This is a genomic window from Aliamphritea hakodatensis (genome assembly GCF_024347195.1).
In the GTDB taxonomy this organism is placed as follows: domain Bacteria; phylum Pseudomonadota; class Gammaproteobacteria; order Pseudomonadales; family Balneatricaceae; genus Amphritea; species Amphritea hakodatensis.
Genome location: NZ_AP025281.1, coordinates 4,337,669 through 4,361,186 on the forward strand (window position 1 = coordinate 4,337,669; position 23,518 = coordinate 4,361,186).

A 23,518-nucleotide genomic window follows, 5' to 3' on the forward strand; every position below is an offset into this window, starting at 1 on the left:
CTGATTACATAGTGCCACTCAGCCAGTGAACAAAATCCCGGACCTTGGCTATGTTTAAGCGATCTTCCGGTACGATCAGATAATAAGAGTAACTGTCCAGACTCTGTTCAAACGGGCACACCAGCTTCCCCTCAGCAATGTCATCCCGGATCAGCTCAGGACAAACCAGTGCAAAGCCCTGCTTCTCAATCGCGGCCTGCTGACGGACATTGGTATCGCTGTAGTACTCATTGCGTAACGGTACCAGACCATCCACCCCGGCCAGTTGCAACCACTCCTGCCAACTGGTGACATCGGTTTCATGCAAGAGTGCAAAGCGTTGCAGCAACTGCGGATCAGCCGGATCATCAATGCCTTCCAGCAAAGAAGGATGACACGCCGGGGTCAGGTTACCGGCAACAATCATACGGGCATTTGCCGGCACTTCAGCCAGATGCAGCCATTCGATGGATACATGAATATCGGCATTGGAAAAATCCGCCGGCTCATTGCTGTGGAAAAAGCGGAAGTCATAACTGAAGTCCGCTGCCCGCAGCCGTGAGGAGAGCCATTTCAGGGCAAAGTGTGAGCGCACTGAAATGCCAACGGGGGTTAACGCCAGACTGGCCTTGAGACTGCTCACCCCACGGCGTAACAGCGCCATAGACGCAGACAAATCCTTGTACAGAATCTCCCCTTCCTCGGTCAGGGCGATCCCCACACCGGAGCGGTCCAGCAACTTGGTATTAAAATATTCTTCCAGATTACGGATCTGGTGACTGATGGCCGACTGAGTCACATTCAGTTCTTCGGCAGCTCTGGTAAAGCTTTTGTTACGGGTCACCGCTTCAAAAACCAACAGGGACTTAAACGGTAGCAGCATGATTCCTCACCCTTCAGACTTTGCCGGAGGGATTCAGTTACCCCCCGAAACCTGCACGCCCGCGACCGGACATCATCCTTTTTGGCCGGATGACAATCCCCACTCTGAATATTCAGATAGCAGCACAGATCTTCTGTTTATTTTTATAATTAGAGGCACGTTTTATACGACTGCCTGTACGTCCTTCCCGGATCATAAAGAAAGCCTTTTAGCAGCACAATCCATATCCGGCGTGCGGGGGTTAAGGCCGGTTCCAAACCGCAGCACAGTTAAAATCCCTAACGCAGGCAGAATCCGGGCTGAGCCTGATCTGCCACCTGACGACGACGGTGAACCCAGCTAATGCCCCATGAGATCTTTGATTTTTCAGCACCGCAATCTACAGGTAATTTGTGCCTTTTTTCAGAGGCACAGGCCATGCAAAACAATAAATATACCGCCGACCTGATCCTGTTACTGGTGGCAGCTGTATGGGGATTTTCCCTGGTTGCACAAAGTATGGGGCTGGACTATCTGGGGCCGTTTGGCTTTAACGCCGGACGCTTTTTACTGGGTGCGCTGGTACTTATTCCCGTCTGCCTGTTCTGGCACCGTGGAAGGGTCAGTAACTGGCCGGCAATGCTGACCGGCAATGTTGCCGCCGGTTTTATCCTCTTTATGGGGGCCTCGTTACAACAGGCCGGACTGCAATACACCACCGCCGGAAACGCCGGCTTCATTACCAGCATGTACATCGTCTTTGTACCGGTTTTCGGCCTGGTGCTGGCCCATAAAACCGGCATCAACACCTGGCTGGGAGCTGCTGTCGCCGTTGCCGGACTGTACCTGTTAAGCATAGGCGAAGACTTCAGCATCAATCCGGGGGATGCGCTGATATTACTGGGTGCCGCCTTCTGGGCCGGACACGTGCTGATTATCTCCCGGCTGGCACAACAGCTGAATAATCTGATGCTGTCTTTACTGCAGTTTATTTTCTGCGGCCTGCTGTGTGCGCTGCTGGCCGTTATCTTCGAAGCAGATACCTTCAGCGGCACCAATATGCTGACGGCATGGCAGCCGTTGCTGTTTGCAGGCGTTCTCACGGTGGGAATCGGTCATACGTTGCAGGTGGTAGGTCAGCGCTCGGCACCGGCCTCCCACGCGGCAATCATTATGAGTCTGGAAGCAGTCTTCGCGGCACTCGGCGGCTGGCTGTGGCTGAATGAACACCTCGATACCCGACAGTTCACCGGCTGTGCGCTGATGCTGGCCGGGGTACTGCTGTCGCAGTTTCCGTTATCCCGCCGCCGCAAAACAGTCTCTGCTCAGGCCGAAAACGCCTGACGGCAAAGCCAGTCTGAAAAGCCAGTCTGAAAAGCCAACCCGAAATAAGGAGCAGCACGAGCTGCTCCGTTCTTCCCCCTGCGCTCAGTCAGCACTTTCCCGGCGGTTCCAGCGCGTGAGCACATCCGCCTCGAACTGGCCGTTGATCGACAGACCACAACTGCACTTCACAAAATAATAGGTACCGTAGCCATTCTGGAATCCGGCGCTGCAGGCCACTTCGCTGCCACAACACGGACAGGGCAAGACTTTCTGCCCTGCTGCTTCATCTGTACTCATGATCAGGCTCCTGATAAACAGTTAAATACCATGAGCATAATCTCCGGTAATCCGGGCTGTCAGCACCAGTCAGATCAGCAGCAGGTACCAGTTCAGCCATTATTTTTGACTGATTCGGACACCACTGACGCCATCAGTCATCCCGTTCAGCAAAATACGTCACCAACCGGTCGAGCATGACTCTTAATGCAGCAGGCTGGTGCTTACGGGAATGGTAGACGCCATAAATATTCAGCGTCTGCGGTTCATATTCCGGCAGCAACTGAACCAGCCGGCCACTGCGGAGATGTTCGATCACCGCATGCAGGGGTTGCAGGGCAATGCCCACATCATTCAGCGCAGCGCCCAGCACCACCATCGAATCATTGGCGCTGAAATTCCCCCGCACCGCCACGGCACAAGGCTCATCATCAAGGGTGCACGACCAGAGGCTGTTGCCAAAATACGAATAGGTCAGACAGTTGTGCTGGGTCAGATCCGCCAGAGAAAGCGGCGTGCCATGCGCCTCCAGATAGGCCGGGGTAGCACAGATTACCGAACGGCATATACCCAGTGGCCGGGCAATCAGGTTGGGATCGATTTCCTGACTGATACGGATCGCCAGATCAATCCGTTCCGCCACCAGATCCACCACTTCGCCACTGATATGAAAATCCACCGAGGTGTGCGGATAATCCTGCAGATACTGCTTAATCAGCGGTGCCAGCACATCCTGCGCCAGATACTGTGAACAGCTGATACGCACCAGCCCCCGGGGGCCGCTCAGATCAGAATCGCTGAGGGTCGGTAAACAATCCGCAATGCTCAGCAATTGCCGGCAATGCTGCAGGGCAGTTTCCCCTGCTGACGTCAGGCTCAGACGACGGGTTGAACGGTGCAACAGCCGGCTGCCTGACCAGCTTTCCATCTCACTCAGGTAACGGGTAATCATCGACCGGGACATATCCAGCCGTTCACCGGCCGCCGCCATTGTGCCCTGCTCAACTATGGTGACAAATACTTTTGCCGCAGTAATCCGGTCCATCTCTGTACTCCTCTGAAAAATATTCAGACATATCTACAGGCAAAACAATTCGTCCGATATACGCAACAATTATTGCCGTTTTAATGGGTATTTCAATCGATAAAGGAAACATAAGCTAACTGAAACCTGCTAATACAGATCCGGAGACACACATGAAACACGCAAATAAGACATTCAGCCGCCGGCGCATGATGGCACTTCTCGGTGCCACAGTGCTGGGGATCGCTGGTCTGAGTGGCTGCACCACACAGACCAAAGCAACGTCAGCGGCCCTGACTGTTGATGTGTACAACCCGAAAGAAACGGCTATCTTCCCTGCCAGTTCAAGCATCATCAGCGGCCCGAGCGAAGCCATTCTGGTAGACGCTCAGTTCCAGAAAAACGACGCCCAGAAGCTGGTTGATATGCTGCAGGCCGGCGGCAAAACCCTGAAGGCGGTTTACATCAGCCACGGTGACCCGGACTATTATTTTGGTCTGGATGTGATCCGGGCAAACTTTCCGGATGTAAAGGTGTATGCCAGCCCGAAAACCCGTGCTTACATTGCCGGCAGCATGGAACCCAAACTGGCTTACTGGGGCCCGATTCTCAAAGACAACGCCCCTGCTGAACTGGTACTGCCAGACCTGCTGCCGGGCAACAGCCTGACAGTCGACGGTAAGAAAGTAGAGATCATTGGCCTGAACGGCCCGGACCCGAAGCACACCTTCGTCTGGGTGCCTTCCGCGAAAACCGTTACCGGCGGTGTGATTGTCTATGAAAACCAGCATGTCTGGATGGCTGATAACCAGACACCGGAATCCCGCCAACAGTGGTTACAGACGCTGGAAAGCATCAAAGCCCTGCAACCGGACACTGTGGTGCCCGGCCACTATCTGGCGAATCCGCGCCTGGATACCCGCTCCGTGGACTTCACCCGTGACTACGTACTGGCGTTCGAAGCACAGGCTGCACAGGCTAAAGATGCGGCGGACCTGCGCGAACGTATGATCAAACTGTACCCTGACTTCCCGCAGGACGTTGGCCTGGATATCAGCACTAAGGTAATGATGGGCGAAATGAAGTGGCCTCAGTAAGTGGCTTAACTCTCTGAAACACCCACTCTCAAACACCCGAAAGGCCCGGCACCCGCCGGGCTTTTTTATGAGCGATTACCCGAAAATATGCATTACAAGGACGTATACAAAATAAATACTCACTAAGTCTTTATTTTTAAATAACTAAGCAGGAAATACAAACAGGCATAAAAACGACATAAAGAGACAATAAAAACAAAAAATGTGCACAATCTGAAATTTATATTGTAGACAGTATTTTTCACAAGGTTTATCTTAGCGATACCTGATATGCCCGCACAGGCGGATCAGAAAAGGAATACAACAATAAAAATACAGGTGCATAACAATGGCAAACAAAGACGCTGCTCACAGCGATCTGGTCTTCGGACTGGATGATAAACCCAGCTTTTCCGTTTCCACCTTCGCCGCACTGCAACACGTGCTGGCCAGCTTTATCGGCATCATCACCCCGACCCTGATCGTCGGCGGCGTACTGGGGTTAGGCAGCGAAGTGCCTTATCTGGTGAGTATGGCGCTGATCGTTTCCGGTATCGGTACCTTTATTCAGGCACGGCGCTTCGGACCGGTCGGTTCCGGCCTGCTCTGCGTACAGGGCACCAGCTTCGCTTTTCTCAGTTCTATTCTGGCCGCCGGTTTCATCGTCAAGGGTAACGGCGGCGGGCCGGATGAAATCTTATCCACCATCTTCGGTGTCTGTTTTCTGGCAGCCTTTGTGGAAATATTCCTCAGCCGCTTTATCGAGAAACTCAAACGCATCATTACCCCGGTCGTCACCGGTACCATCATCACCCTGATCGGTCTTTCCCTGATTAAAGTCTCCATGACCGATATCGCCGGTGGTTTTGGCGCACCGGACCTGGGCGCGCCGGTCAATCTGGCACTGGCAGGACTGGTGCTGATCACCATCGTGATTTTTAACCGTTTTCAGCTTCACATGCTCCGCCTGAGTGCCGTCATCATCGGGCTTTCGGTAGGATTCATCGTCGCCTGGTCGATCGGCAAGGTGGACTTCAGCAGCCTGAGCAATGTCTCACTGATCGCCATTCCGGTGCCGTTTAAATACGGCTTCAACTTTGATTTTGCCGCCTTCCTGCCCATCGCAATCATTTACCTGATTACCGCACTGGAAACCACCGGCGACCTGACCGCCAACAGCATGGTCTCAAAACAGCCGGTCAAAGGTCCGGTATACATCAGACGCATTAAAGGCGGTGTACTGGCAGACGGTGTTAACTCCGCCATCGCCTCTACCCTGAACAGCCTGCCGATGACCACCTTCAGCCAGAACAACGGCGTGATTCAGCTCACCGGGGTGGCCAGCCGCCATGTGGCGGTATTTATTGCCGGTATTCTGGTGCTGCTGGGTCTGTTTCCGGTGATTGGCGGCGTACTGCAACAAATGCCAAAACCGGTGCTGGGCGGCGCAACGCTGATTATGTTCGGTACCGTGGCGATGGCCGGGGTTAAGATCATCGCGGAAGCGGGCCTGAACCGCCGCAACATGCTGATCACCGCCATTTCCATTGGCCTGGGTTTAGGCGTCGCCTCAGTACCGGAAGTGCTGTCCGCTATGCCAAAGGACCTGAAGAACATCATTGGTTCGCCGCTGACCATCGGTGCCCTGTCGGCGATTATTCTTAACTTCATCTTGCCACTGAAAACCGATGAAGCCAGCGACAGCCAGACTGAAAGCAACAGCCTGCCTGCTGAAGATAAAACAGCCTGAGGAAGATCTGCATAACAGAGTAGCAATCTGCTGACAAAATCAGGCAAAATAAGCACCAATCCCCTGTCGGTTTAGTCTACAACCGACAGGGGATGTGTATTACAGGCACGAATATCTTTTCGCGTCTTCAAATGGCAGTCACACACGCCCAATCCCTGCCACATCAAAATTTCAGGCGCTATTCGCATGTATTTGTGAGACAAACTTCTGAGGAGATTATTTTGTCTGACGCCTCTAGAATCTGGATTAAACGTCCACTGGCCACGCTCGACGCTGACTCAGCCGGCGGCATCGTTGTTCAGGGCACAACCATCGCTGAACTCATTCCTGCCGGCGGTCAGCCCGCGGCACCTGTGGATGAAATTTTCGACGCCAGCCAGCATGTCATGCTGCCCGGGCTGATCAATGCCCACCATCATTTCTATCAGACCCTGACCCGGGCCTTTCCTGCCGCACTGAATAAATCATTATTCAGCTGGCTGAAAAGCCTGTATCCGGTATGGGCAAAGCTTGGGGAAGAAATGATTGAAATCTCCACCCAGGTAGCATTGGCTGAACTGTTACTGTCTGGCTGCACCACCGCCAGCGATCACCATTACCTGTTTCCTGAAGGGCTGGAAAACGCCATCGATATTCAGATGGCACAGGCTGCCAAACTGGGCGTGCGGGTGCACCTTACCCGCGGTTCAATGAGCCTGGGGGAAGATGACGGCGGCCTGCCACCGCAATCCACCGTTCAGACCGAAGATGCCATTCTGGCAGACAGCGAACGGCTGATCCGGCAATACCACCAGCCTCAGGCCGGCGCCATGAGCCGGGTTGCCCTGGCCCCCTGTTCGCCCTTCTCGGTCAGTGAAGACCTGATGAAAGCCAGTGCGGCCCTGGCCGCCAGACATGATGTCCGTCTGCATACTCACCTGGCGGAAACCCATGATGAAACCGACTTCTGCATTCAGATGTTCGGCCTGCGCCCGGTGGATTATCTTGAAAAGGTCGGCTGGCTCACTGACAGGGTATGGCTGGCTCACGGCATTCACTTTAATGACGCCGAAATCGCCCGTCTGGGCGCCGCCGGCACGGGTATCTGCCACTGTCCGTCTTCCAACATGCTGCTGGCGTCTGGCCAGTGCCGCACACTGGAACTGGAAGCAGCTGGCAGCCCAGTGGGGCTGGGAGTCGACGGCTCCGCCTCCAATGACGGCTCCAATATGATTCAGGAAGTTCGCCAGGCATTCCTGCTGCAGCGACTACGTTATCCTGCATCAGAGATAACCCACCAGAAAGCCATCAGCTGGGCAACCGAAGGCTCAGCCCGCTGTTTAGGCCGGGATGATATCGGCAAGCTGGAAGTCGGCAAACAGGCGGATATCGGTCTGTATAAACTGGATGAACTGCGCTTCGCCGGTGCCGGAGATCCGCTGGCAGCGCTGGTCCTCTGTGGCGCTCAACAGGCTGATCAGGTAATGGTTGCCGGCCAGTGGCGAGTCACCGACGGACAGATCAACGGTCTGGATCTGAATGACCTGATCCATCGTCAGAAACAGCTGGCACAGAAGCTCGCCTCCCTGTGAACGCAAAAAGCCAGCGGACTACCGCTGGCTTTTTCTTTCTGCACAAGAAGCTATCCCTCAATACTTTACACAGGACCATCCACCGCCCTCAGCTACGGAGGCACAAGATTCCCCTCTGTGATGCCGAGCATCGCAACTGACAAAAGACCAGCCTGATAAACTGTTTGAGAGCGCGTAGCGGTCGACCCGGCTTTTATAGAAAGCATCAGGCCTTTTGATCAGTGAGAAGCACAGGGAATCCGGCGTAGCCGGACGAACAGCGGGGCCGCATTTAGATTCTTAAGACTTTTACGCGGTTTCAAAAGTCTTGAGTCGCGTAAGCGAAAAAGATCATCACGTTTTAACCAACCAGGCTAATACAGAAAAGAAATCATTACTGCCAGCTCAGACTCAACAAAAGCATAGTCTTAAAGTCAGCCGCTCTATAAAGGCAAAAAGCCAGCGGACAACCGCTGGCTTTTTCTTTTACTAAAGGAAATTATGCCGCGATGATGCCACCATCTTTCCGCTGTACAACCATAATGGTTGAACGGGGCTTGCTGTTACCGCCGGCCGGGAAATGGGAAGGCTTGTCCTTCTCGCCCGGGTGCTGCACACCGATAAACACCGTACGCTGGTCCGGGCTGAATGTCAGGCCGGTCAGTTCACTGGCGATCGGGCCCGTGGCGAAACGGCGCACTTCACCGGTTTCAGGATCTGCCACCAGCACCTGATTATTGCCCATGCCCGCGTAAGACTCGATGTTTGAGTACTTGCCGTCGGTCATGATCCACAGGCGTCCTGCCTGATCGAATCCCAGCCCGTCCGGGCTGTTGAACATGTTTTCATCGTTAATGTTGGCGGAACCGGCATAAAAATCCTTGTGGATCGTCGGGTTACCGGCCACCAGAAACAGGTCCCAGTCAAAGCTTGTGGCGGTGTTATCACCACCGGCTTCACGCCAGCGAACAATCTGACCATATTTGTTTTCTGCCCGCGGGTTCGGACCGCCAACCGGCTGACCTGGCTTAACACCCCGCTCGGAGTTATTGGTCAGGGTGCAGCAAACCGTTTTGGTTTGCGGATGCACCGCCACCCACTCCGGGCGGTCCATGGTAGTCGCGCCCACAACGGTGGCCGCTTCACGGGCATAGATCAGTACTTCAGCCTGGCTGTTAAAGCCGTTGCTGCTGTCCAGACCATTTTTACCGTAGGTCAGCTCCAGCCACTGGCCTTTACCTTTCACATCACCTTCAGCGGCATCAAAACGGGCCACGTACAAAGTGCCATCTTCCAGCAGATTGCGGTTAGCAGCAGTGTTACCCGGCTGATACTTGTTGGCAGACACAAACTTATAGATGTGCTCACCGCGCTCATCGTCGCCCATATAGACAACCACATGGCCGTTATCTGCCACTGTTACCGCGGCATTTTCATGCTTGATGCGGCCCAGTGCAGTGCGCTTCAGCGGTGTGGAAGTCGGATCCATCGGGTCGATTTCGACCACCCAGCCATGACGGTGCGGTTCATTCGGTTCTTTGGTCATATCGAAGCGGTCATCAAACTTATACCACTGATAACCGCGGTCTTTGGCTTTCAGGCCGTAACGCTTCTGATGCTGATCCAGTTCAATACCTTCTCCCGGCGCAGCAAAATACCCGTTAAAGTTTTCTTCGCAGGTCAGGTAAGTGCCCCACGGGGTTTCACCGTTGGCACAGTTGTTAAAGGTACCCAGCACTTTAGTACCGCTGGCATCGGCACCGGTTTTCATCAGGTCATGGCCGGCGGCAGGTCCGGTCAGCTGCATTTCGGTATAGGCGGTAATGCGGCGGTTGTAGTCTGAGTCAGAGACATAGTCCCAGCCATCGGCGGTACGCTTAATTTCAAAGACTGAGACACCGTGTGCAGCCTGGGCTTTTTTCACGTCATCAGCGGTCATCGCCTGACCTTTATGATCAAACAGCAGCTTGTAGTTGGTGTATTCGTTGTTCACCGCCAGCAGGGCGCGGTCTTCAGACAGGGGGAAGAAGCTCATACCGTCGGTGTTATCGCCAAACTGAGACGCCTGTGCACTGGCGGGTTGCTGGCCATTTTCATTAAACGCCGGCGCACCTTTCAGAATCGGATCACCCCATGAAATCAGCGGACGGGCCACGTAACCTTCCGGTACCACGAAGGTATCAGCGGTGCTGGTTGCGACCTTGGTAAAGCCCAGCAGTTTGCTTTGTGGCTGAGTGCTTGCAGCCACCGCCTGTGCAACGGGGTTAGCCGCAAGGAACATGCCCATCGCCGTGGCACCGCCCTGTAAAAAGCGACGGCGGCTGACGCCGGCATCAACAATCTTGCTGAAATCCGATTCCTGATTTTTCATTATTTGGCCTTTAATACGTGTCATAAGTGGTTTTAGGTGGCCCAGCCTAAAACCCGTGAATGACAGTTTAATGACTGAAATGTAACAGTTTACTGTCACACCGGCAGAGGCAGAAAAGGACTGCAGCCGCGACGGCCCCTTACGGGGATTTAACTTCGCAGCCTTTAAGCACCAGTTGGCAGATCAGATCCGCAGCGGCTTTATAGTCTTCTTCTTCAAGCTGATCTTTACCGGTTACCCGGGTAATCTGCCAGTCAAAGTCAGCATAGGTCTGGGTGGATGCCCAAATAGTGAAAAGCAGGTGTTGCGGGTCTACCGGTGCCATCAGCCCACGGTCGATCCAATCCTGAATCCGGGCACTGCTCTGGCGGGTCTGCTGCAGCATCTGCTCTGCAATCTCAGGCGGCAGGTGCGGCGCACCGTGCATGATTTCACTGGCAAATACTTTAGACGCATAGGGCTGCTGCTGAGAGATTTTCACCTTGGCACGGATATACTCTGTGAGAGCAACCCGGGGGTCATCATGCTCGTAAAAAGGGTCCGACGCCGCCAGCAAAGGCTCAATCACACTTTCCAGCACACTGCTGTAAAGGTTCTGTTTGGTTTTGAAATAATAATAAATATTCGCTTTAGGAACGCCGGCCAGCTCACCGATATCCACGGTTTTTGCCGCCGCGAAGCCCTGCTCAGCGAACACTTTACTGGCCGCCCGGATAATCAGTTCCCGGTTACGTTCTCTTATCTTTGCCATACAGCTGTCAGGCCCTCTCCCAGCGTAGCTTATTGATAATCCGAATATTCTCTGAACAGGCATGGTAGCACCCGTGCGGCACAGCGCTCAAGCTGACGACTTATCATCTGACGGAATACCGGCCGCCACCTACACTTAAAGTGACAGGGCAATGACGCTGACCGTCAATACCGCCATTCACGATGTGAAACAGCATTTCTTGACTTAAAAGTCAGCTTTTACTTAAATTGAGTGTATACAATCCATTCTCAGAATAAATACAACAACAGAGGAGCCTGCCTTGATACAGTTCCTGCTTAATGACGAGCTCAGGTCGGAAGACAATCTCGACCCCAATACCACAGTGCTGAAATACCTGCGCGAACAGCTGGGTAAAACCGGTACCAAGGAAGGCTGCGCCTCCGGAGACTGCGGTGCCTGTACCGTTGTACTGGGGGAATTACACAACGGCAGCATGCGCTATAAAAGCATCAACTCATGCCTGACATTTGTGTCCGGCCTGAACGGCAAACAGCTGATCACCGTTGAAGATCTGAAACATGCCGGCGAACTTCACCCTGCCCAGCAGGCCATGGTGGACTGCCACGGTTCCCAGTGCGGCTTCTGCACCCCAGGTTTTGTCATGTCGATGTTCGCGCTGGGTAAAAATATTGCGGCGAAGAATGCCCCGGAGCCGGATAAGCACGATATCCACGAGGCACTGGCCGGTAACCTGTGCCGCTGTACCGGTTACCGTCCGATTGAAGATGCCGCTGCCAGCATGGCGCAGCAGCCGGACCAGTTTGACAAGCATCAGGCCCGGACCATTACCCGTTTACAAAGCATCGCCAGCCAGCAGGCTGAACAGAGCACAGAACTGCAGGGAGCCGGCCGAAAAGCATTTAATCCCCGCACCCTCAGCGAACTGGCAACCCTTCTGAAAGCAAACCCAACAGCCAAACTGCTTGCCGGTGGCACGGATCTGGCCTTAGAGGTCACCCAGTTTCACCGTGATATCGACACCCTGATTTACGTGGGAGAAGTCACCGAACTGCAACAAATCACGACCACGGATGATTTCCTCGAGCTGGGTGCCGGTGCCTCACTGACCGACTGTTACGCCAGCCTGACCGCCGAATATCCGGACTTCGGGGCCCTGCTGCAGCGTTTTGCCTCCCTGCAGATCCGAAATCAGGGAACCCTTGGCGGCAACATTGGTAACGCGTCCCCCATTGGCGATTCTCCACCGGCCCTGATTGCACTGAACGCACAAATCGTGCTGCGTAAAGGTGATCAGACCCGCACCCTGCCGCTGGAAGAATATTTCCTCAGCTACAAGGTCACCGTGCAACAGCCCGGCGAATTCATTGAGAAAGTGCTGGTGCCCCGTGCCGGCAGCAATCAGACCTTCCGCAGCTACAAAATATCCAAGCGCCTTGATGATGATATTTCAGCAGTGCTCGGTTGCTTTAACCTGACAGTCGAAAACGGCGTTATCCGTCAGGCCCGGGTTGCCTTTGGCGGCATGGCGGCCATTCCGATGCGTGCACGGCAATGCGAACAGGTGCTGGAAGGGGCCGACTGGAATAAACACACCATCAGCCTGGCAAAAGCGGCGCTGGCGGAAGACTTCCAGCCTATTTCCGATTTCCGGGCATCAAAGGAATACCGTCTGCTGACCGCAGCAAACATGCTCACCCGCCTGTTTGTCGAACTTGAATCCCCAGCTGTAGAAACCCGGGTAACTGCTTATGTCTAATCATCACCAACCAACACTGACTCAAGAACAGTTACTGCAGCAGGCTAAACAGGACCTGACCACCGGCGTTGGCCGCAGCGTCAAACACGAAAGCGCCGCCAAGCAGGTTACCGGCGAAGCGGTGTATATCGACGACCGGCTGGAGTTTCCGAACCAGTTACATGTGTACGCCCGTCTGTCGGATGTGGCCCATGCCCGCATCACCAACATCGACGTCAGCCCCTGTTATGACATTCCCGGTGTCACCGTTGCGATTACCGCGGCGGATGTTCCCGGCCAGCTGGATATCGGCCCGGTACTGCCCGGCGACCCGTTACTGGCGCAGGACACCATCGAATTCTACGGCCAGCCACTGCTGGCGGTCGGTGCCTGTGATCTGGAAACCGCCCGTAAGGCAGCCATGGCCGCCATTGTTGAATATGAAACACTGGATGCCGTACTCTCGGTAGAAGATGCACTGGAGAAAGAATTTTACGTCAGCGAACCCCACCAGCATAAACGGGGGGATTCAGAAAGCGCACTGGCCAGTGCCAAAAACCGTTTAGAAGGCGCGGTACATATCGGTGGCCAGGAACACTTCTATCTGGAAACTCAGGTCTCTTCGGTGATTCCCACCGAGGACGGCGGCATGATCGTCTATACCTCCACCCAGAACCCCACCGAAGTGCAGAAACTGGTGGCCGAGGTGCTAGGTGTGTCCTTTAACAAGGTGCAGATCGATATGCGCCGCATGGGTGGCGGCTTTGGCGGCAAGGAAACCCAGGCAGCAGGCCCCGCCTGTATTGCTGCAGTCATCGCCAGCATCACCGGACGCCCGGCAAAAATGCGCCTGCCGCGGATGGAAGACATGATGATGACCGGTAAACGGCATCCGTTCTTCAACCGGTATCAGGTCGGCTACGATGATGAGGGCCGGATTCAGGGCTACGAGATGCAGCTGGCCGGTAACTGCGGCTACTCGCCGGACCTGTCCAACTCGATTGTCGACCGGGCCATGTTCCACAGTGACAACGGTTACTATCTGGGTGACGCCACCATTACCGGTTACCGCTGCAAAACCCATACGGCATCCAATACCGCTTACAGGGGGTTCGGCGGTCCGCAGGGGCTGATCATGCCGGAAATTGTGCTGGATGAGATCGCCCGTGATCTGGGCAAAGACCCGCTGGAAATCCGTAAACTTAACCTTTACGGCGACGAAGGCCGCAACGTCACCCACTACTACCAGACCGTGGAAGACAACCAGTTGCCGGAAATGCTCGCTGAGCTGGAAGCCAGCAGTGATTATCAGAAGCGCCGCCAGGAAATCCGCGAATACAACGCCAGCAGCCCGATCCTGAAAAAAGGTCTGGCGCTGACGCCGGTGAAATTCGGTATTTCCTTTACCGCCACCTTCCTCAATCAGGCCGGGGCGCTGATCCACATCTACACCGACGGCAGCATCCATCTGAACCATGGCGGTACCGAAATGGGTCAGGGTCTGAATACCAAGGTGGCCCAGATTGTCGCCGAAGAGTTTCAGGTAGACTTCGACACCATTCACATCAGTGCCACCAACACGGATAAGGTACCGAATACGTCACCCACTGCAGCATCCTCCGGGGCGGACCTGAACGGTAAGGCGGCCCAGAATGCCGCACAAACCATCAAACAGCGGCTGGTCGAATTTGCCGCCCGTCACTATGACGTGACCGAAGAAGATGTCTGTTTTAAGAACAACTTAGTACAGATCCGAGATACCCTGATGCCGTTTGCTGAGTTTATCCAGCTGGCCTATTTCCATCAGGTCTCCCTGTCCAGCACCGGTTTCTACCGTACGCCGAAAATCTTTTACGACCGGGATAAAGCCCGTGGCCGGCCGTTCTATTACTTCGCCTACGGCGCCGCCTGCTCTGAAGTGGTGATCGACACCCTGACCGGCGAATATAAAATCCTGCGGGCAGACATCCTTCACGATGTTGGCGCATCCCTAAACCCGGCCATCGATATCGGGCAGGTTGAAGGGGCTTACGTGCAGGGTGCCGGCTGGCTGACCACCGAAGAGTTGGTGTGGAATGAACAGGGCCGCCTGATGACCTCCGGCCCGGCCAGTTACAAGATTCCGGCCATTGCGGATGCGCCGGTGGACTTCCGGGTGAAACTGGTGGAAAACCGCAAGAATCAGGAAGACACCGTGTTCCATTCCAAGGCCGTGGGTGAACCGCCGTTTATGCTGGGGATCTCGGTGTTCTGTGCCATTAAAGACGCCATTGCCAGCCTGGCCGATTACCGCCGTAGCCCGAAACTGGATGCACCGGCAACACCGGAGCGGGTACTCTGGGCGGTACAGGCGATGCAAAACCAACGGACCAGCCAGGGGTCAGCAGCAACGGCCAGCCAACCGGCAAGTGAGCATGAATATGAGTCATAAATGGATTCACGCCCTCGCTGAACTGGATAGCCAGGGCACCCCGGGCATACTGATCACCGTCATCGAAGAACGAGGCTCCACGCCGCGTAACGCCGGGGCAAAAATGGTGGTCACCACTGAGGCTCAGTTCGACACCATCGGCGGCGGCCATCTGGAATACAAGGTGATTAAACTGGCCCGGCAAATGCTGGAAGACAACCTGCATGAGCCCCGTCTGGAACGTTTCTCTCTGGGGGCCAGCCTTGGCCAGTGCTGCGGCGGCGCCACCACAGTGCTGCTTGAACCTATGGGCACCGACGTGAAAGAAATCGCCGTGTTTGGTGCCGGCCATGTCGGTCAGGCGCTGATTCCGGTGCTGGCCAGCCTGCCCTGCCGGATTCGCTGGATTGACGCGCGGGAAGACATTTTCCCTGAACATATCCCGCAGGGGGTCACGAAGGTAGTCAATGAATTCCCGGTGGACGAAGTGGAAGACCTGCCGGCTAACAGCTATTTCATCGTGATGACCCATAACCATCAGCTGGATCAGCAACTGAGTGAGAAAATTCTCGCCAGAGATGATTTCAGCTACTTCGGCCTGATCGGCTCGGCCACTAAGCGAAAAAAGTTTGAACACCGCCTGACCGCCAAAGGCTTCAGCCGTGAGCAACTGGATAAGATGACCTGCCCGATGGGCATTCCCGAAGTGAAAGGTAAACTGCCGGCAGAAATTGCAGTGGCGGTTGCCGCTGAGTTCATCGCCCTATATAACCGGAACTTCGGGGCAGGTGCTGAGCCTGGCAGTAACAAAAATACCGGTACAAAAACTGATCACCCACTGAAGAAAGTCGTCAGCCGTCTGGCAGTCTGATCACACACATTAAGAGACCTAACATGACTACACACAGCCATGCATATCGCGCTGCCCTGATCCACAGCATTGCCGACCCTGCCAAAGTGGGCACCGAAGCCTCCTATGAATATTTTGAAGACGGCCTGCTGATTGTCCGCGACGGCAAGGTTCAGGCCGCCGGCGACGCACAAACTCTGCTGGCGGATCTGCCGCCGGGAACCCCGGTGACCGCATACGAAAATGCCCTGCTCTGCCCGGGCTTTATCGACACCCATATCCATTATCCACAGACCGGTATGATCGCCTCTTATGGCGAACAGTTGCTGGACTGGCTGAATAATTACACCTTCCCGACGGAACAGCATTTCAGTGATCCTGAACATGCCGGCAAGGTTGCGGATATCTTCCTCGATGAACTGACCCGTAACGGCACCACCACCGCACTGGTCTTCGGCACTGTGCACCCGGAATCTGTTGATGCATTTTTCAGCAAAGCGGAACAGCGCAACCTGCGAATGATCGCCGGTAAAGTGATGATGGACCGCAACGCCCCGGACTACCTGACAGACACCCCTCAGTCCGGCTACGAAGACAGCAAGGCCCTGATAGAGCGCTGGCACGGCAAAGGCCGTCTGCACTATGCAGTGACGCCGCGCTTTGCCCCAACCAGCAGCGATGAACAGCTCACCATGGCCGGCCAGTTGCTGAAGGAATACCCCGACCTCTACCTGCACACCCACCTGTCAGAAAATAAACAGGAAATTGAATGGGTAAAAGAACTCTTCCCGGACCGCAGCGGCTATCTGGATGTGTACGATCACCACGAACTGCTGGGTAAACGTTCGGTCTTCGCCCACGGGGTGCACCTGTGTGACAGCGAATGTCAGCGGCTGGCGGAAACCGAATCAGCCATCGCCTTCTGCCCGACCTCCAATCTGTTCCTGGGCAGCGGCCTGCTCGACCTGCCGAAACTGGAAGCGGAACAAGTGAAGGTCGGACTGGGCACCGATGTCGGCGGCGGCACCAGTTTCTCAATCCTGCAGACCCTCAATGAAGCCTATAAAATCATGCAGTTACAGGGCCATAAACTGGACCCGTTCAAATCCCTGTATCTGGCAACGTTAGGCGGGGCTGAAGCCCTCTGCCTGGAAGATAAAATCGGCAGCTTCGCCACCGGCAACGAAGCGGATTTTGTAGTGCTGGATTACAACGCCACACCGCTGATGGAATACCGTATGCAGCAGGCCAGTAGCATTGAAGAACGGCTGTTCGTGATGATGATGCTGGGGGATGACCGGGCCATCCGGGAAACTTTCGCCATGGGTAATTCCGTTTACTGGCGCTGATCAGGCGCATCTGAAAAGCGCTTGACTTAACAGCCGGTAACCACCGGCTGTGTGCTTGCTTTATCCTTTGCACGCCTCGCTTCCTGTACGCCTTTACCGGCGCTGCCTGACATCCCTTTCCGCAAAACTGATGCCGGTTTTCTTTCCTGTCTGCCACCGACATTCAATGTGAAGAAGCGGCGAAGTTCCCCATAATGCCACCCTATTCTCTCGACAGTGCAGACAGGATTCCGCACACTCAGTGTTTCTAGCGTGCCACAGTTTGCAGTCGTCAGCCGCTAAATTACTTACGGGTCGTTCGCAGCCAGGATAATAACTGTGTCAGTAGCTGAACTATACATGGAGTCTCGCAACCCGCAGGCCAGCCGACAGCAAGGGCTTTTCCCGTGCTGGCTGACAGCCGCCGTATTGTTATTGCTGCTATTCAGCAGCAATGTACTGGCCAATACAGACGGCACCCATACATTCCATATTCAGCCCAATATGGACGGCGAAGTCATGACGCCGTACATGCAGGTACTGGAAGATCCTGACTGCACACTGAGTTTTGCTGATGTTCAGAAGCCTTACTGGCAAAACAGATTTACACCGATCAACAACAATCAGACCGCCCACGGGGTTTCCAGCTCAGCCTGGTGGATCCGCATCAGTGCTGCCAATCACAGCGATAAAAGTGTCGACTGGATACTTGAAGCCCTGCATAACATCACCGACTATATCGACGTATATCAGCTCGATGCCGCTGGCAATGTCAGTGCCCAGCAACTGGGGGATCACCGCCCCTACGCAATTAATCATCTGCCCAGCGAAGCATTCTCTTTCCCGCTGAAGACACCCGCCGGTGAACAACAGACAATCTATCTGCGGTTTAACTTCGAGCATGCCGGGGTCATTAACCTGTATCTGGAAGCTTCCACCCCTGAAGCTTACGTTCAGAAGCAGCATATTCAGGGTATCTGGCTGGGAATTTTTCTGGGTGCCGCCATACTGGTGATGGTGTATACCCTGTTTCTGATGCTGTCTATCCGCGAAAAACCCTACTTCTGGTACCTGCTCTATGCCAGTGCCGCCGTGGTCATGTATCTGGCCCTGAGCGGGCTGGGTTACCGTTATATCTGGGGCTTCACCCCTACCCTTGCGGATGCCATTCCGCACTTTGCCATCGTGGCCTTTTACAGCCTGGCGATTCAGTTCTCCCGCAGCTTTCTGGACACAGACAAACAGGCTCCTCAACTGGACGCCCTGCTGTTACTGCTTCTGGGGATAACTGCATTCAGCGGTATATTGCTGATCATTAACATCCGGGAACTCGCCCTTAATCTGCTGATGCTCACCGGTCTCGCGCTGGGGCTGTTCCCCGCCATCGGCATTTACCTGTGGAGTAAGGGGCAGCATCAGGCACGGGGATATACCCTGGCCTGGAGCATCTGGTCTATTACCGTGATCTGCGGCATTCTGCGCTTTCAGGGCATCATCCCCACCAGTAATTTTGCCATCGGAGCCACCCGCTTCGGGATGATTCTGGAGACTATTTTGCTGGCGTTCGCCCTGGTGGACCGGGTAAATATCCTGCGTAAGGAAAAACTCGCCGCCGAAGAACGGGAACGGCTCGCAGCTCAGCAGGCCACCGATCAGCTGGAAACTAAGGTAAAAGAACGGACCCGGGAACTGGAACTGGCCCGCCAGCATGCTGAAAAACTGGCCAGTCAGGATTCTCTCTCGGGGCTATTCAACCGGCGGGCATTCTTCCAGCAGGGTAATACGGAAGTTCACCGGGCCCGACGGTACGATCAGACGCTCTCGGTCATGATGCTGGATATCGACCACTTCAAACAGATCAATGATCAGCATGGCCACGCAGCGGGTGACCGGGTCATCAGCACTGTCGCCAGCATTCTGAACGAAGTCCTTCGGGAATCAGATATTAAAGCCCGTATCGGCGGCGAAGAGTTTGCCGTGGTACTGGTGCAGACACCGCGTAATAAAGCGCTGCATCTGGCTGAGCGAATCCGGGATGAGATTCAGCATACGCCAATCAGCAGTCAGGGAATGACGGTGAACATCACTGCCAGTTTCGGCATTGCCGAACTGACTGAAGACAGCGGCGGAGGAACCACACTGGATCAGCTACTGGCCCGGGCAGATAAAGCGCTTTACTGGGGCAAGAATAACGGCCGCAACCGGGTGACAGGGTACACAGCACCGGCCACCGCTGCAGAAGAAGATCTGCTCTGAAGCGGCTATCGGCTGTTCAGTGCAAACGGTTACTTATCGCTAACAACGTCGGCAAAGATTGCCCGCAGATCATCGGACGATACCTCGTCATCCAGCTTCAGTTTGTTTTCGATATGATCCAGATGATGCTGCATCAGTTGCAGCGCCAGCGGCTTATTGCGCTGCCGGATGGCGTCGATCAGCTCAAAATGTTCATCATATGAGCAGTGAGACTTCGAACCGCTTTCATACTGCGCGATGATCAGTGAACATTGCGACACCAGACTGCGCTGGAAGCTCAGCAACGGCGGGTTATCAGCCATTTCAGCCAGCTGCAGGTGGAACTCACCGGACAAACGGATACCCGCGCCCCGGTCGCCTCTGGCAAAACAGGCCTGTTCATCCAGCACCATCTGCTTAAGATTATCAATCTGGGCATCCAGTGCGTTATCCACCACCAGTTCGGTGACCGCCTTTTCAACCACCCGGCGGGCAAAAACGATCTGCCGGGCTTCTTCAATGCTAGGGCAGGCAACTATGGCACCTTTGTTCGGCCGCAGATTCACCACCTGCTCATGGCCCAAACGGGATAATGCCCGGCGCACAATGGTCCGGCTTACGCCAAAAATCTCACCCAAAGACTCTTCATTTAATTTGGTTCCCGGTGCCAGACGCTGCTCCAGAATCGCATCAAAGATATGTGCATAGACAATCTCATCCTGGGTTTTTCCCGCTTTCCGGGATTTTTTAACCGCACTTTTTACCGAATTTCCGTTCGGATTTTGTGGAGAAATCTGTGTCATAAACTCTGCTGTATCTGAACCAAAATATAAAAGAAATTGTTACGTTGGGTGACTGCTTATTCGCTGCTAAAAGCGCCACAAGCCAACCTTCTGTCGTTTGTTACTCTCCGGGAACTGCTTAACTTTCAGACAATTATCTGCCAAGCACGCACTCCGGAAACCGACGGTCTCTGAAGCGAAAATAGTACACAAAAGCGGCTCTTCTGTACACATGAAGCCCTGCTCAGGATCAAGGCCTGTGCCATTAGCAGCACCTCAGATGCGGATAAATTTCAGCACGTGAAAAAGAAAAACCTGACCCGAGAGTTGATTTTTTTGTATACAATCTTACTATTAAATCCAGTACACAAGTTGTACCGCATGCCAAAGTTGCTGCACAACGGGCGCCATTTATAAAAATAATTCGTGGCTCTCTAACCTGAGGAGTAAGTTGTGGAAAATATTCAGCAAGACCAGCAAGCACTGAGAGAAGAACGCGGTTTACTCGACCGTTTTTTCCGCCTCAGTGAACACAAAACCAATATCAAGACCGAGCTAATCGCCGGTTTAACCACCTTTGTAACCATGGGTTACATCATCTTCGTTAACCCCAACATCATGTCTGATGCGGGTATGGATCACGGTGCCGTCTTTGTCGCCACCTGTATCGGCGCGGCAATTGCCTGCTTCCTGATGGGGCTGTACGCCAACTGGCCCGTCGGCCTCGCCCCCGGAATGGGGTTAAACGCGTTCTTCACCTACACCGTCGTTGCTGAAATGGGCTATGACTGGCAGGTCGCACTGGGTGCGGTATTCATTTCCGGCATACTGTTCGTCATTATGAGCTTCTATAAAATTCGCGAGTGGCTGCTCAACAGCATCCCCACCAGCCTGAAGTTCGCAATGACCGCCGGGGTCGGTTTATTCCTGGGCCTGATCGGTCTGAAAACCGCCGGTATCGTGGTGGACAATCCCGCTACCCTGTTGTCCATGGGCACCTTCCTGGAACCCTCTACATTACTGGCTGCGGTCTGCTTCCTGATGATCTCTGTGCTGGCGTACCATAATATCTTCGGTGCGGTACTCATCAGCATCCTGGCCGTGACCGGCATTGGCCTGACAATGGATCTGGTGCAGTACAACGGCATCGTGTCCGCACCGCCAAGCATTGCCCCCACCCTGATGGCACTGGACATCATGGGTGCGCTGAACATCAGTATGGTCAGCATCATTCTTGCCTTCCTGTTTGTGAATATGTTCGATACAGCAGGCACCCTGATGGGCGTGGCAACCAAGGCAAATCTGATCCGTAAAGACGGTTACATCGAAAACCTGAGCAAGGCACTGAAAGCCGACAGCAGCTCCAGCGCCATCGGGGCACTGTTCGGTTGCCCGCCGGTGACCAGTTATGTGGAAAGTGCCTCCGGTGTTGCTGCCGGTGGCCGTACCGGCCTGACAGCCGTCACGGTTGGCTGCCTGTTCCTGGCAGCGATGTTCCTGGCACCGCTGGCCGGTATGATCCCTGCCTACGCCACCGCCGGTGCACTGATCTATGTCGCCATGCTGATGATGACCGGCATGAAACAGATCAACTGGGATGACACCACCGATGCGATTCCGGCCATCGTTACCGTGATCATGATGCCGCTGACCTTCTCAATCGCCAACGGTATCGCGATGGGCTTCATTACCTATACCGCCATGAAGTTGTTCACCGGTCGCCGTGATGAGATTTCCCTGAGTATCTATGTGCTGACAGGTATCTTCATCAGTAAATTTATATTCCTTTAATAACAGTTACTCCGTGGGTGGGTGCGCCACTGCGCGGAGTTGTGCCCTCTGTTATTATCCGAATGGCCTGTGGCCGAAACCCTTGCCTTCCCCTGTGGAAGGCTTTTTTCGTCACGGCTATCAACACCAATCTGAACCATAACCGGAAGCCTTTTAATGAACATCGAAACCTGGTTACTTTTTTGCTCAGCCTCCATGCTGGTAATTCTGGTCCCGGGGCCACTGTCGTTGCTGATGGTGGCGAACAGTATTAATTATGGTCTGTTGCGCAGTACACCGGCCTTTGCAGGCGGAGTAAGTGCTTCCTTAATTCTGCTTACCGCCTCGGCAACCGGCCTCGGAGCCCTGCTGCTGGCCTCTGAGAATCTCTTTACGGCTATCCGCTATGCCGGTGCGGCCTATCTGATTTATCTTGGCTATCAGGCCTGGCAGAGCGCCAGACGGGCTGAGGGCGCCGGCCAGCTGAAGAGCTCCCGGCCGGGCTTTGCCGGCATGTTCTGGCGGGCTTTCAGCCTGGGGATCAGTAACCCCAAAGACATTCTGTTCTTTGTGGCCTTCCTGCCTCAGTTCATCGACCCGGCCAGTGCCTTCCTGCCCCAGCTGATCACCATGATTGTCAGCTGGTGCGTATTGGATCTGGTCTGCAAACTGTTTTACGGCGGCGGTGCGCAACTGGTGGCCCCCTGGCTGCAAAAAAGCCGGGGCGTACAGATATTCAACCGAATCAGTGCGGGCATTTTTGTCACCGCCGGCGGCGCTGTCCTGCTGAAATAGTGCCGAAAGTTCAGACAATAAAAAACCGGCTTAAGAGCCGGTTTTTTATTGTTAAGGGTTGTGAGATCAGCTGCCCCGGTAGGTGGAATAGCTGTACGGTGAGATCAGCAGTGGTACGTGATAGTGCTCATCTTCATCGGCTATACCGAAACGCAGCACCACCTCATCCAGAAAAGCCGGCTCCGGTAACGACAGGCCTTTACCCCGGTAATAATCCCCCACCCGGAAAACCAGCTCATACACACCGGCCACAAAGTCACTGCCTTCCAGAATCGGGCTGTCACAGCGGCCGTCGTCATTGGTATGACGCTCCGCCAGCAATGTCCGTTCGCCATCGATCCGGTACAGCGTGACCGGAATATCACTGCCCGGACAGCCATGTGCAGAATCCAGTACGTGGGTTGTTAAGTAGCCCATCGGGAATACCTCCTGTTTATAAGCATCAGAGACGGACGCAGCTCCGCTCTTACTGAGCCATTAATGAATAGCTGAACTATAATACTTCTGAGACAAAAATAAACTTATTTTGTATACAATCAATATCATTTACTGTCTAATCAGCTGTTATATAAGCGCTTTATAAGTTGTTTCGAATGATGAAAAGCAAAGAGTCTGCTTATCTTTGCATATAAAACCAAAAATTGTATACAATGATTTCATTCTGAC

General features: G+C 54.2%; 18 protein-coding genes. 11 read left to right on the forward strand and 7 right to left on the reverse strand.

What is annotated here, in order from left to right:
- Positions 1–4 precede the first annotated feature (4 nt).
- Positions 5–862 (reverse strand): LysR family transcriptional regulator, encoded by an 858-nt coding sequence (locus tag PCI15_RS19725; RefSeq protein WP_271271625.1) that lies wholly within the window; start codon positions 860–862, stop codon positions 5–7.
- A gap of 417 nt (positions 863–1,279) precedes the next feature.
- Between PCI15_RS19725 and PCI15_RS19730 the strand changes: the two genes are divergently transcribed.
- On the forward strand, positions 1,280–2,185 hold the full coding sequence (locus PCI15_RS19730; RefSeq protein ID WP_271271626.1) for a DMT family transporter: 906 nt from the start codon (positions 1,280–1,282) through the stop codon (positions 2,183–2,185).
- Between the two features lie 84 nt (positions 2,186–2,269).
- On the opposite strand, the gene PCI15_RS19735 is transcribed toward PCI15_RS19730, so the two are convergent.
- The gene (locus PCI15_RS19735; protein WP_271271627.1) at positions 2,270–2,464 is read right to left on the reverse strand and encodes a hypothetical protein; all 195 of its coding nucleotides are present in this window, start codon (positions 2,462–2,464) and stop codon (positions 2,270–2,272) included.
- Positions 2,465–2,597: 133 nt separating this feature from the next.
- Positions 2,598–3,488 carry a LysR family transcriptional regulator gene (locus PCI15_RS19740; RefSeq protein ID WP_271271628.1) on the reverse strand — a complete coding sequence of 297 codons (891 nt, stop codon included), beginning with the start codon at positions 3,486–3,488 and terminating at the stop codon, positions 2,598–2,600.
- A gap of 152 nt (positions 3,489–3,640) precedes the next feature.
- Between PCI15_RS19740 and PCI15_RS19745 the strand changes: the two genes are divergently transcribed.
- The 3 genes from PCI15_RS19745 (at position 3,641) to PCI15_RS19755 (ending at position 7,864) form a co-directional block, all read left to right on the forward strand.
- Positions 3,641–4,564, forward strand: coding sequence for an MBL fold metallo-hydrolase (locus tag PCI15_RS19745; RefSeq protein ID WP_271271629.1), 924 nt, complete (start codon positions 3,641–3,643; stop codon positions 4,562–4,564).
- A gap of 328 nt (positions 4,565–4,892) precedes the next feature.
- On the forward strand, positions 4,893–6,293 hold the full coding sequence (locus PCI15_RS19750; RefSeq protein WP_271271630.1) for a nucleobase:cation symporter-2 family protein: 1,401 nt from the start codon (positions 4,893–4,895) through the stop codon (positions 6,291–6,293).
- Positions 6,294–6,511: 218 nt separating this feature from the next.
- On the forward strand, positions 6,512–7,864 hold the full coding sequence (locus PCI15_RS19755) for an 8-oxoguanine deaminase (RefSeq protein WP_376787849.1): 1,353 nt from the start codon (positions 6,512–6,514) through the stop codon (positions 7,862–7,864).
- Between the two features lie 478 nt (positions 7,865–8,342).
- Here PCI15_RS19755 and PCI15_RS19760 read toward each other — a convergent pair whose 3' ends face one another.
- Together PCI15_RS19760 and PCI15_RS19765 are read right to left on the reverse strand one after the other, a co-directional pair.
- Positions 8,343–10,214: a PhoX family protein gene (locus PCI15_RS19760; protein ID WP_271271632.1), complete on the reverse strand. Its 1,872-nt coding sequence runs from the start codon at positions 10,212–10,214 to the stop codon at positions 8,343–8,345.
- Between the two features lie 139 nt (positions 10,215–10,353).
- The gene (locus PCI15_RS19765) at positions 10,354–10,965 is read right to left on the reverse strand and encodes a TetR/AcrR family transcriptional regulator (RefSeq protein ID WP_271271633.1); all 612 of its coding nucleotides are present in this window, start codon (positions 10,963–10,965) and stop codon (positions 10,354–10,356) included.
- 280 nt (positions 10,966–11,245) lie between these two features.
- On the opposite strand from PCI15_RS19765, the gene xdhA reads away from it, so the two are divergent.
- The 5 genes from xdhA to PCI15_RS19790 all read left to right on the forward strand — a co-directional run bounded on the left by xdhA (position 11,246) and on the right by PCI15_RS19790 (position 19,526).
- Positions 11,246–12,703, forward strand: coding sequence for a xanthine dehydrogenase small subunit (gene xdhA, locus PCI15_RS19770; protein ID WP_271271634.1), 1,458 nt, complete (start codon positions 11,246–11,248; stop codon positions 12,701–12,703).
- Entirely contained in the window at positions 12,696–15,113 is a 2,418-nt protein-coding gene (gene xdhB / locus PCI15_RS19775) for a xanthine dehydrogenase molybdopterin binding subunit (RefSeq protein ID WP_271271635.1), read from the forward strand. The genes xdhA and xdhB overlap by 8 nt, the downstream gene beginning before the upstream one ends.
- Positions 15,097–15,963 carry a xanthine dehydrogenase accessory protein XdhC gene (gene xdhC / locus PCI15_RS19780; RefSeq protein ID WP_271271636.1) on the forward strand — a complete coding sequence of 289 codons (867 nt, stop codon included), beginning with the start codon at positions 15,097–15,099 and terminating at the stop codon, positions 15,961–15,963. Before xdhB ends, xdhC begins: the two co-directional genes overlap by 17 nt.
- Before the next feature lie 23 nt (positions 15,964–15,986).
- Positions 15,987–17,291, forward strand: coding sequence for a guanine deaminase (gene guaD / locus PCI15_RS19785; RefSeq protein ID WP_271271637.1), 1,305 nt, complete (start codon positions 15,987–15,989; stop codon positions 17,289–17,291).
- A gap of 318 nt (positions 17,292–17,609) precedes the next feature.
- The gene (locus tag PCI15_RS19790) at positions 17,610–19,526 is read left to right on the forward strand and encodes a sensor domain-containing diguanylate cyclase (protein ID WP_271271638.1); all 1,917 of its coding nucleotides are present in this window, start codon (positions 17,610–17,612) and stop codon (positions 19,524–19,526) included.
- A gap of 29 nt (positions 19,527–19,555) precedes the next feature.
- Here the strand turns inward: PCI15_RS19790 and PCI15_RS19795 are convergent, their stop codons facing one another.
- Positions 19,556–20,308 (reverse strand): GntR family transcriptional regulator, encoded by a 753-nt coding sequence (locus tag PCI15_RS19795; RefSeq protein ID WP_271271639.1) that lies wholly within the window; start codon positions 20,306–20,308, stop codon positions 19,556–19,558.
- A 441-nt stretch (positions 20,309–20,749) separates the two neighbouring features.
- Between PCI15_RS19795 and PCI15_RS19800 the strand changes: the two genes are divergently transcribed.
- Both PCI15_RS19800 and PCI15_RS19805 read left to right on the forward strand, forming a co-directional pair.
- Entirely contained in the window at positions 20,750–22,078 is a 1,329-nt protein-coding gene (locus PCI15_RS19800; protein WP_376787850.1) for an NCS2 family permease, read from the forward strand.
- 156 nt (positions 22,079–22,234) lie between these two features.
- The gene (locus PCI15_RS19805; RefSeq protein ID WP_271271641.1) at positions 22,235–22,852 is read left to right on the forward strand and encodes a LysE family translocator; all 618 of its coding nucleotides are present in this window, start codon (positions 22,235–22,237) and stop codon (positions 22,850–22,852) included.
- A 66-nt stretch (positions 22,853–22,918) separates the two neighbouring features.
- Here PCI15_RS19805 and uraH read toward each other — a convergent pair whose 3' ends face one another.
- Entirely contained in the window at positions 22,919–23,269 is a 351-nt protein-coding gene (gene uraH, locus PCI15_RS19810) for a hydroxyisourate hydrolase (protein ID WP_271271642.1), read from the reverse strand.
- Positions 23,270–23,518 lie beyond the last annotated feature (249 nt).